The organism is Cellulosimicrobium cellulans (assembly GCF_001722485.1).
In the GTDB taxonomy this organism is placed as follows: Bacteria; Actinomycetota; Actinomycetes; order Actinomycetales; family Cellulomonadaceae; genus Cellulosimicrobium; species Cellulosimicrobium cellulans_A.
On record NZ_LWGL01000123.1, the window covers coordinates 1 to 9,955 of the forward strand.

Consider the following 9,955-nt stretch of genomic DNA (forward strand, 5'->3'; position numbering starts at 1 on the left):
CCACGACCAGACGTCCGCGCGCCGGCAGCCCGCGCAGGGCGCGCAGCACCGCGCGGCGTGCGTGCACGAGGACGTCGGCCCGTCCCGCTGCGCCCGGGACGAGCAGTGGCGTGGCGGGCAGGACGACGGCGCGGAGGCTCACGCCCCACACCGTACCGACGGGCGGGCGGACCGGGCGGGGCGACGCGGCACGCCGGGCACGAGTACGGTGGGACGGTGAGGTTCTTCGGTGAGCGCGACGACGACCGGCGGGAGGAAGGCCCGGCGCCCGGCGCGTCGGGGCGGGGTACCGACGGGGACGAGGCGCTGCGGTCCCAGGTCGAGGAGCTGCTCGAGCGCGAGCTCGGGCAGGTCACGACGGAGGACAAGCACGTCCCGACGCCCCTCGCGCTCGAGCGCGTCGTCGAGTGGATCACGGACTGCGGGTACAGCTACTTCGTGGACTCGGACGGCGACGTCGGGGGCCTGTGGCACGGCCGCCTCTTCTACTTCCTGCTCTTCGGCAAGAGCGACGAGATCCTCCAGGTGCGCGGCCAGTGGAACCGTGACCTCGCCATCGAGCGCCTCGAGGAGGTCCTCGAGTTCTGCAACGAGTGGAACGCCGACCGCATCTGGCCCAAGACGTACACGCGCGTGCGCGACAACGGCATGATCCAGGTCTTCACCGAGATGACCGTCGACCTCGAGCACGGCGTCACCGACGACCAGCTCGACCAGCTGCTCCAGTGCGGGCTCAGCACGGGCTCGATGTTCTTCGACGCGCTCGACGAGTTCTACCCCGACCCGGCGAGGCAGGCGCCGTGAGCTCGGCACGCACCGGGTGGTTCGCCCGTCTGTTCGGCAACCGCCGTCCCAAGCCCCCGGAGCCGGTCGCGGGTCGCCGCGACGTGCCGCGCGCGCTGTCGATGTCGCGCATCGGGGACCACCTGACCGGGCGCGGCTACCACTTCCGCGTCGACGACGACGGAGACATCACCGGCACGTGGGACGGGCACCGCTTCTGGTTCCTCCTCCTCGGCGAGCGCTCGGAGATCCTCCAGGTGCGCGGCCGCTGGTCCACGACGCTGCCGGTCGAGGCGCGCCTGCCCACGCTCCAGGCCGTCAACGACTGGAACCGCGAGCGGATCTGGCCCAAGGTCTACGTGCGCGAGGAGGGCGGCCGGCTCGCGGTGTACGCGGAGCTGTCGGTCGACTTCGAGCACGGCGCGACCGACGCCCAGCTCGCGCAGACGGTCTCGTGCGGTCTCGGGACGGCGGTGCAGCTCTTCCACGCGATCGCCGCGCACCTGCCGCCGGGGGTCGTCGAGGACTGACCGCCGCGGCGCAGGATGCCCGTCACGGGCTCGCGTCGTCCGTCCGGCCCTGGGGCTCAGCGCCGGACGGTCGGCAGTCCCAGCACGACCGGACCGGCCGGCGCCCCGCCGCCGTGTCCGTGCCCGTGGTCGTCGCCACCGCCGAGCCGCGCCCGCTCGCGCGCCGCCCAGGCGTCGCCCGAGCGCGTGCGCCGCACGGCGAACGGACCGCCCGTGAGCGCCGAGTCGGCGATGAGGTGGTGGGGCGCGGACCGCGTGACCTCGACGGTCACGACGTCGCCCGGGCGCGGGAGCCGCGCGTCCGGCGTCCCCGCGAGGCGCGGGTCGTCCGCGAGGCCCGCGCCGTCCGAGGCAGGCAGTGCGACGTCGGCGGGCAGCGCGAGGTGCACGAGCCGGTTGTCCGGCGCGCGCCCGGTGACGCGGTGCGTCGCGCCGTCCTTCTTGCCGGCCCCCTCGCCGACGAGCACCTCGACGGTGCGCCCGACCTGGCGCGCCGACTCCTCGCCCGCGATGCGCTCCTGGAGCGCCTGGAGCCGCTCGAAGCGCTCTTGGACGACCTCCTTCGGGAGCTGGCCGTCCATCGTGGCCGCGGGCGTCCCGGGGCGCGGCGAGTACTGGAACGTGAACGCCGACGAGAAACGGGACGCCTCCACGACGCGCAGCGTCTCGGCGAAGTCCTCCTCGCTCTCCCCGGGGAAGCCGACGATGATGTCGGTGGTGATCGCGGCGTCGGGCATGACGGCGCGCACGCGGTCGAGAATCCCGAGGAAGCGCTCGGACCGGTAGGAGCGACGCATGGCGCGCAGCACGCGGTCCGACCCCGACTGCAGCGGCATGTGCAGCTGCGGCATGACGTTCGGCGTCTCGGCCATCGCGGCGATGACGTCGTCGGTGAACGCGGCCGGGTGGGGCGACGTGAAACGCACGCGCTCGAGCCCCTCGACGGTGCCGCACGCGCGCAGCAGCTTGGCGAACGCGCCGCGGTCGCCGAACTCGACGCCGTAGCTGTTGACGTTCTGGCCGAGCAGCGTGACCTCGATGGCGCCGGCCTCGACGAGCGCGCCCACCTCGGCGAGCACCTCGCCCGGACGACGATCGCGCTCCTTGCCCCGCAGGTGCGGCACGATGCAGAACGTGCACGTGTTGTTGCACCCGACGCTGATGGACACCCAGCCGGCGTAGACGGACTCGCGCTTCGTGGGCAGCGTCGACGGGAAGACCTGGAGGGACTCGGCGATCTCGACCTGCGCCGCCTCGTTGTGGCGCGCGCGTTCGAGCAGCACGGGCAGGGCGTCGAGGTTGTGCGTGCCGAACACGACGTCGACCCACGGCGCCTTGTCGACGATCGTGCCGCGGTCCTTCTGGGCGAGGCAGCCGCCGACGGCGATCTGCATGCCGGGCCGCTGCGCCTTGACGGACGCGAGCTGGCCGAGGTTGCCGTAGAGGCGCGTGGCGGCGTTCTCGCGCACCGCGCACGTGTTGATCACGACGACGTCGGCCCGGTTCGCCGCCTCGTCCTCCGCGCTCGCGCGCGTGTAACCGGCCTGCTCGAGCATGCCGGCCATGTGCTCGGAGTCGTGCACGTTCATCTGGCAGCCGAGCGTGCGCACCACGTACGTGCGGGCGGCGCGGCCGTCGGCGGACGCCTCCGACGTCGCGTCGGGGCTGGCGGCCGGGAAGGGGGCGGGGGCGATCGTGGACATCACCGCCCAGGGTACGGCGCCGCCGTGCGTGTTACGGAACTGTTGCCCGACTGTTGCCGGATCGGGTGGCACGCCGCAACACGGAGGTCTTATGGTCCAGGGATGGCCGACGAGAACCTTTCGCCGTCCGACGCGCACGGGAGCGCGCAGGACGTCCAGACCAGCACGCCCACGAGCTCCCACCCCCTCGGAGAACCCCTCGTCGAGCTGCGCGGGGTGAACAAGCACTTCGGCGACCTGCACGTCCTGCGGGACATCGACCTCACCGTCCGCAAGGGCGAGGTCCTCGTCGTGATCGGCCCGTCGGGCTCGGGCAAGTCGACGCTGTGCCGGGCGATCAACCGCCTCGAGACCATCGACGCCGGCGAGATCCGCATCGACGGAGAGCCCCTGCCCGAGGAGGGCAAGGCGCTCGCGCGGCTGCGCGCGGACGTCGGCATGGTCTTCCAGGCGTTCAACCTGTTCGCGCACAAGACGATCGTCGACAACGTGACGCTCGGCCCGGTGAAGGTGCGCCGCGAGAAGCCGAAGGACGCCAAGGAGCGGGCGCTCGCGCTGCTCGACCGCGTGGGCGTGAAGAACCAGGCGGAGAAGATGCCCGCCCAGCTCTCGGGCGGCCAGCAGCAGCGCGTGGCCATCGCCCGCGCGCTCGCGATGCGCCCCAAGGTCATGCTGTTCGACGAGCCGACCTCCGCGCTCGACCCCGAGATGATCAACGAGGTCCTCGACGTCATGGTCGCCCTCGCGGCCGAGGGCATGACGATGATCGTCGTCACGCACGAGATGGGGTTCGCCCGCAAGGCGGCGAACCGCGTCGTGTTCATGAGCGACGGGCAGATCGTCGAGGAGGCCCACCCCGAGGAGTTCTTCACCGCCCCGCGCAGCGAGCGCGCCAAGGACTTCCTCTCGAAGATCCTCACCCACTGAGCGCCTCGCCGACGAGGACCTCACCCACCGCGCGGGACGTCCCGCCGACCCACCGGCCCACCTACCGGACCACCTCCACCGGTGCTCCACCATCACGAAGGGGAACAACGATGCGTACACGACACGCAGCTGCCGGCGTCCTCGCCGCAGTCACCGCTCTCACGCTCGCCGCGTGCGGCGGCAGCGAGGTGGGTGCCGACAGCACGACCACCGACCCGGAGCAGGCGGACACGAACAACGCCGAGGAGACCATCCGCATCGGCATCAAGTTCGACCAGCCGGGCCTGGGCTACCAGGAGGGCAGCGAGTACACGGGGTTCGACGTCGACGTCGCGACCTACGTCGCCGAGCAGCTGGGCTACTCCGCCGACCAGATCGAGTGGGTCGAGGCGCCGTCCGCGCAGCGCGAGACGATGCTCCAGACCAACCAGGTCGACATGATCTTCGCGACGTACTCCATCACCGACGAGCGCAAGGAGTCGGTCGCGTTCGCCGGCCCGTACTTCGTCGCGGGCCAGGACCTCCTCGTCGCCGAGGACAACACCGACATCACCGGCCCCGAGTCGCTCGAGGGCAAGAACCTGTGCTCGGTCACCGGTTCCACGTCCGCCCAGCGCATCAAGGACGAGTACGCCGCGGGCGTGCAGCTCCTCGAGCGCCCGGGCTACGCGGAGTGCGTCACCGCGCTCACCGCGGGCCAGGTGGACGCCGTCACGACGGACGACATCATCCTCGCCGGTCTCGCGGCCCAGCCCGCGAACCAGGGCAAGGTCAAGGTCGTCGGTGCGCCGTTCTCGACCGAGCGCTACGGCGTGGGCCTGCCGCAGGACAACGACGTCTGCGAGGACGTCAACGCCGCGATCGAGCAGATGATCGAGGACGGCTCGTGGGAGGAGTTCGTCGCGGCGAACACCGAGGGCACCGGGTACTCGCCGAACGCCGACGAGAATCCGCCGTCGGTCGACCCCTGCGCCTGACCAGGTCCCGAGGGGAGCGGCGCGCCGCGCCGCTCCCCTCGTCTGCCCGTCGCGGCCGCGGCCGCACCTGCCCTCCCGGAGGTCTGACTCACCGTGGGTGACTACTTGTCCCAGCTGGGGACGCTGTTCGCGGAGTACGACGTGCTCGGCGCGTTCTGGGTCAACATCCAGCTGACGTTCTGGGCCGCGATCCTGTCGCTCGTCCTCGGCACGATCCTCGCCCTCATGCGGATCTCCCCCGTCGCGAGTTTGCAGTGGGCCGGCGCGGCATACGTCAACGTGCTCCGCAACACGCCGCTCACCGTGATCATGACGGTCCTCGTCCTGGGCATCTGGACCCAGCTCCAGATCAGCCTCGCCCCGGACTTCGCGGCCAACTTCTTCCGCTTCGCCGTCGTCGGCCTGGCGGTCTACCACGCCGCCTTCGTGTGCGAGGCGATCCGCTCGGGCGTCAACACCGTCCCGGTCGGCCAGGCCGAGGCGGCGAGGGCGATCGGCCTGTCGTTCCTCCCGGCTGCGCGCCTCATCATCCTGCCGCAGGCCTTCCGCGGGGCGGTCGCACCGCTCGGCAACACGCTCATCGCGCTCCTGAAGAACTCCACGGTCGCCGTCGCGGCGAGCGTCCCCACGGAGACGTCGAGCCTCATGCGCACGATGATCGAGTTCAACTCGAGCTACATCTACGCGATCTTCTTCATGTTCGCGCTCGGCTACGTCATCCTCGTCATCCCGATCGGCCTGCTGACCACGTCCCTCTCGACCCGACTGGCGGTGCGCCGATGAGCTCCCAGCAGTCCGTCCTCTTCGACGTCCCAGGGCCGCGCGCGCGGCGCAACATCGTGATCGGCAACGTGATCGGCGCGATCTTCGTGCTGGGGATCGCCGCGCTCGTCGTGATCGAGTTCGCGCGCAAGGGCCAGCTCTCGTGGGACCTGTGGGGCCCGGTCTTCACCGCGAGCGCGTGGGAGAACTACTTCCTGCCCGGGCTGCAGAACACGCTGCGCGCGGCCGGCTTCGCCATCGTCGGGGCCGTCGTGTTCGGGCTCGTCCTGGGTTCCGGCCGGCTCTCGCACGTCCGGGTGGTGCGCTGGCTCAGCGGGACCGTCGTCGAGTTCTTCCGTGCGGTCCCCGTGCTGCTGCTGATGATCTTCTTCTGGCTGTTGCTCGGCTTCAACCAGGTGCCGGAGCCGTCCTTCCTCGCGGTCGTCATCGCCCTCGTGCTGTACAACGGCTCCGTCATCGCCGAGCTCGTGCGGTCGGGCGTCGGGAACCTCCCGAAGGGCCAGGGCGAGGCCGGTCTCGCGATCGGCCTGACGCGCGGCCAGACGCTGCGCTCCATCCAGCTCCCGCAGGCGCTCATCGCGATGCTGCCGGCGCTCGTGTCCCAGCTCGTCGTGGTGCTCAAGGACACCGCGCTCGGGCAGATCATCGTCTACAACGAGCTGCTGCGCGCCGCCCAGATCTTCGGCAACGGGAACGGGAACAACCTGCAGACGCTGACCGTCGCGGCGGTCATCTTCATCGTCATCAACTTCGCGCTGACGACGGTGGCCCAGTGGCTCTCCCGCTTCCTGCGCGGCCGCACGGCGGGCGCGACCTCCGCCGGTCCCGGCATCGGGAACCCGACCGCCACCACCACCGCCACGGACGCCGTCACGACGGGGGCTGGGGAGCCGACCGGGCGCTGAGCGAACCGCACGGCGCGCCGGTCCGTACCGGCGCGCCGCGCGCGTCGCGCCTCAGTCGTCGAGGGACGGCTCCTCGTCGAGCTCCCGCTGGACCACCTCGAACGCGAGCGACGGCGAGTAGCCCTTGCGGGCGAGCGCGCCGACGGCGCGGCGGATCCGCACGTCGCGGTCGAGCCCGGCGGTCCGGCGCAGCCGCGCGCGCGCGAGGTCGCGCGCCGCGTCGGCCTCGGAGTCGTCGTCGACCTGGTCGAGCGCGGAGGCGGACGTCTCCTCGTCGATGCCGCGCCGGCGCAGCTCCGCCGCGATCGCCCGCCGGGAGAGACTGCGTTCGCCGTGGCGCGTGCGCACGAGCATCTCGGCGTACGACGCGTCGTCGACGAGCCCCACCTCCTCGAAGCGGTCGAGGAGCGGGCCGACGACCCTCTCGGGGTACCCCTTGCGGCCGAGCGACTGCGCGAGCTCGACCCGGCTCTTCGGCGCCGCGGTGAGGACGCGCAGCAGCGTCTCGCGTGCCCGCTCCTCCAGCTCGGCGTCGGAGATCTCGCCGTTCTCGACGAGCTCGTGCAGAGACGGGCGCGAGCGCCGCGCGGAGGACGTGCCCTCCGCGCGACGCTCGCGCGACCGTCGGTCGTCGCCCGTCAGAACGGCGACTTCTTCCCCTTCGCCGCGGCGGGCGCCTTGCCCGCGGCGGGGGCGGCCGCAGCGTCGGCCGGGGCAGCCGCACCCGCGGCCGGGTCGGCCGGGGCGTCGACCCGGGCGCCGACGCCGAGCTTCTCCTTGATCTTCTTCTCGAGCTCGTTCGCCAGGTCGGGGTTGTCGCGCAGGAAAGCGCGCGCGTTCTCCTTGCCCTGGCCGAGCTGGTCTCCGCCGTAGGTGAACCACGACCCGGACTTGCGCACGAACCCGTGCTCGACGCCCATGTCGATGAGGCCACCCTCGCGCGAGATGCCGACGCCGTAGAGGATGTCGAACTCCGCCTGCTTGAACGGCGGGGCCATCTTGTTCTTCACGACCTTGACGCGCGTGCGGTTGCCGACCGCGTCCGTGCCCTCCTTGAGGGTCTCGATGCGGCGGATGTCGAGGCGGACGGAAGCGTAGAACTTCAGCGCCTTGCCACCGGTCGTCGTCTCGGGCGACCCGAAGAAGACGCCGATCTTCTCGCGGAGCTGGTTGATGAAGATCGCCGTGGTGCCCGAGGCGCTGAGCGCACCGGTGATCTTGCGCAGCGCCTGCGACATGAGGCGCGCCTGGAGGCCGACGTGGCTGTCGCCCATCTCGCCCTCGATCTCGGCCTTCGGCACGAGCGCCGCGACCGAGTCGATGACGATGATGTCGAGCGCGCCGGAGCGGATGAGCATGTCGGCGATCTCGAGCGCCTGCTCCCCCGTGTCCGGCTGGGAGACGAGGAGCGCGTCGGTGTCGACGCCGAGCTTCTTGGCGTACTCCGGGTCGAGCGCGTGCTCGGCGTCGATGAAGGCCGCGATGCCGCCGGCCCGCTGCGCGCTCGCCACGGCGTGCAGCGCGACCGTCGTCTTTCCGGACGACTCGGGGCCGTAGACCTCGATGACGCGGCCGCGCGGCAGGCCGCCGATGCCGAGCGCGACGTCCAGGGCGATCGAGCCGGTGGGGATCACGTCGACGGGCGCGCGCCCCTCGTCCCCGAGGCGCATGACGGAGTTCTTGCCGAAGCTCCGGTCGATCTGGGCGAGAGCCGCCTCGAGCGCCTTCTCGCGGTCTGCGGGTGCGGGCATGTCGGTCACCTTCGTGGACGGGGCACCCGGTGTCGCCGGACGCCGTGCTTCGGTCGCCGGGGCCCTGCGGCCCCGACAGGTTCAGGTCTGTCGTTCGTCGTGCCCGACAGTACGGGCAGCCACCGACACGCACGGCCTGCGGCCCGCGACCTGTGGACCGTCGCCGCCGACCGCGGTCGCGGGGCGCCACGACGAGCACCTGTGCACAACTCTAGCCGAACACGTGTTCGATCAGCACGTCCCTCGCGGCGTCTCCTCCCGGCGTGTCGTCGACGGCTCTCCGGCCGCCGCGCACTTTCACGCCACGCGCGCTCACGCCGTCGACCACGACTCCCCCGGCCGCAGCACGACCACCTGCGTGCCGGGCGCCTCGCGCTGCGCCGCCGCCACGAACGCGGCGCCGGCACGGTCCATCCACCCGCGCGGCAGGTGCCGCCCACCGGGTGCGTGGAGCGTCCCCCAGTGCACGGGGACCGCGACGCGCACCCCCACCTCGGCGCACACGCGCGCGGCCCGCACCGGGTCGAGGTGGCCGCCCGACAGGCGCGGCCCCCAGCCGCCGACGGGCACGAGCGCGACGTCGACCGGCCCGCCCGCGAGCCGCGGCATGCGCGCCATCCCCGGGAAGTGCTCGGTGTCGCCCACCGCCCAGACCCGCGTGCCGGCGTCCGACCGCCCGGGCGTGCGCACCCGGACCAGGTGGCCGTTCGCCGCGTTCGGCCGGTGCGGCATCGGGCGGTGGCCGTGCACCGCGGGCACGAGCCGCACCTCGACGGCCAGGGAGGCGTCGACGCCACCCCCGGCGCCGGCACCGCGGGCCTCCCTCCCGTCCTCCCCGCCGTCTCCCGCAGCGACGACGCCGTGCCACGCGTCGCCGAGCCCGGTGCCGCGCAGGCCCTTGCCGCGAAGCCACCGCGCGTTCGCGGGCGCGGTGAGCACCGGGACGTCCGGGAGCAGCCGCAGCGACCGGAGCTCGGCGTGGTCGTGGTGCAGGTGGGACAGCAGGACGGCGTCGGCGTCGCGCCACGCCTCGGCGGGCCGCGCGCCCCGGCGCCGCAGGAGGCCGGCGTGGCGGTGCAGGAGGGGATCGGTGACCAGCCGGGCGCGCGTCCGGCCGTCGTCGTCCTCGACGTCGAGCACGACCGTCGCGTGGCCGAGCCACGTCACGCGCAGCCTCACCGGTCGCCCTCCCCCACGACCTCGTGCGACGGCGCCGGCGCGCGGACCCCGAGGTCCTCGAGCCACGCGACGAGGCGGCGGTGCACCGCCTCGGCGCCGACGAGCACCGGCTCGCCGTCGACCTCCTCGAGCTCGTCCGCGGGCACGTGCAGGTGCGCCGGGTGCACGAGCACCGCCGCGTTCTGCGCGCCGCCCAGGCCGCCGTGCGACCCCACCAGGCCCTCGAACGCGTGGACCATGCCGACGTCGTCGACGCGCGAGACGAGGACGAGGTCCCCCGCGTCCGCGAGCCGCGCGACGCGCAGCAGGTCCGGGGCCGCGCGGTCCCCGTACGGCGCGAGCGGGTCGCGGCCGCGGACCTCCCCGGTGACGAGGTCGTGCGTCCCGCCCGGCCCGTGCGCGACCGGCGTCGTGCCC

Annotated in this window: 10 protein-coding genes and 2 pseudogenes; 6 read left to right on the forward strand and 6 right to left on the reverse strand. The window is 72.8% G+C overall.

All coding sequences use genetic code 11. The annotated features are described in order from the left end of the window. The first annotated feature begins 216 nt into the window (after positions 1-216). Both JZ5iCDA_RS12725 and JZ5iCDA_RS12730 read left to right on the forward strand, forming a co-directional pair. On the forward strand, positions 217-804 hold the full coding sequence (locus JZ5iCDA_RS12725) for a YbjN domain-containing protein (protein WP_083259990.1): 588 nt from the start codon (positions 217-219) through the stop codon (positions 802-804). Beyond that, positions 801-1,313 carry a YbjN domain-containing protein gene (locus JZ5iCDA_RS12730; RefSeq protein WP_069387516.1) on the forward strand — a complete coding sequence of 171 codons (513 nt, stop codon included), beginning with the start codon at positions 801-803 and terminating at the stop codon, positions 1,311-1,313. The genes JZ5iCDA_RS12725 and JZ5iCDA_RS12730 overlap by 4 nt, the downstream gene beginning before the upstream one ends. A gap of 56 nt (positions 1,314-1,369) precedes the next feature. On the opposite strand, the gene miaB is transcribed toward JZ5iCDA_RS12730, so the two are convergent. Continuing rightward, positions 1,370-3,016, reverse strand: coding sequence for a tRNA (N6-isopentenyl adenosine(37)-C2)-methylthiotransferase MiaB (gene miaB / locus JZ5iCDA_RS12735; protein ID WP_069387523.1), 1,647 nt, complete (start codon positions 3,014-3,016; stop codon positions 1,370-1,372). A gap of 102 nt (positions 3,017-3,118) precedes the next feature. Here miaB and JZ5iCDA_RS12740 point away from each other — a divergent pair, with 102 nt between their 5' ends. The 4 genes from JZ5iCDA_RS12740 (at position 3,119) to JZ5iCDA_RS12755 (ending at position 6,608) form a co-directional block, all read left to right on the forward strand. After that, the gene (locus JZ5iCDA_RS12740; RefSeq protein ID WP_069387517.1) at positions 3,119-3,943 is read left to right on the forward strand and encodes an amino acid ABC transporter ATP-binding protein; all 825 of its coding nucleotides are present in this window, start codon (positions 3,119-3,121) and stop codon (positions 3,941-3,943) included. A gap of 110 nt (positions 3,944-4,053) precedes the next feature. Further along, complete coding sequence (locus tag JZ5iCDA_RS12745) at positions 4,054-4,920, forward strand: glutamate ABC transporter substrate-binding protein (RefSeq protein ID WP_069387518.1); 867 nt, start codon at positions 4,054-4,056, stop codon at positions 4,918-4,920. Positions 4,921-5,013: 93 nt separating this feature from the next. After that, positions 5,014-5,703, forward strand: coding sequence for an amino acid ABC transporter permease (locus JZ5iCDA_RS12750; RefSeq protein WP_069387519.1), 690 nt, complete (start codon positions 5,014-5,016; stop codon positions 5,701-5,703). After that, positions 5,700-6,608: an amino acid ABC transporter permease gene (locus JZ5iCDA_RS12755; RefSeq protein ID WP_069387520.1), complete on the forward strand. Its 909-nt coding sequence runs from the start codon at positions 5,700-5,702 to the stop codon at positions 6,606-6,608. Before JZ5iCDA_RS12750 ends, JZ5iCDA_RS12755 begins: the two co-directional genes overlap by 4 nt. A 51-nt stretch (positions 6,609-6,659) precedes the next feature. Here the strand turns inward: JZ5iCDA_RS12755 and JZ5iCDA_RS20075 are convergent, their stop codons facing one another. From JZ5iCDA_RS20075 to JZ5iCDA_RS18960, 5 genes and pseudogenes are all read right to left on the reverse strand, one after another. Beyond that, positions 6,660-6,995: a regulatory protein RecX gene (locus JZ5iCDA_RS20075; protein ID WP_253182082.1), complete on the reverse strand. Its 336-nt coding sequence runs from the start codon at positions 6,993-6,995 to the stop codon at positions 6,660-6,662. A gap of 21 nt (positions 6,996-7,016) precedes the next feature. Further along, positions 7,017-7,250: pseudogene (locus JZ5iCDA_RS20080) on the reverse strand (regulatory protein RecX); the annotation flags it as partial. Further along, the gene (recA, locus tag JZ5iCDA_RS12765; protein WP_069387524.1) at positions 7,247-8,359 is read right to left on the reverse strand and encodes a recombinase RecA; all 1,113 of its coding nucleotides are present in this window, start codon (positions 8,357-8,359) and stop codon (positions 7,247-7,249) included. The pseudogene JZ5iCDA_RS20080 and the gene recA, both read right to left, overlap by 4 nt. 312 nt (positions 8,360-8,671) lie before the next feature. After that, a complete protein-coding gene (locus JZ5iCDA_RS12770) occupies positions 8,672-9,538 on the reverse strand; it encodes an MBL fold metallo-hydrolase (RefSeq protein ID WP_069387521.1) in 867 nt (288 codons plus the stop codon). Next, a pseudogene (locus JZ5iCDA_RS18960) lies at positions 9,535-9,955 on the reverse strand (phosphodiesterase); the annotation flags it as partial. The pseudogene JZ5iCDA_RS18960 and the gene JZ5iCDA_RS12770, both read right to left, overlap by 4 nt.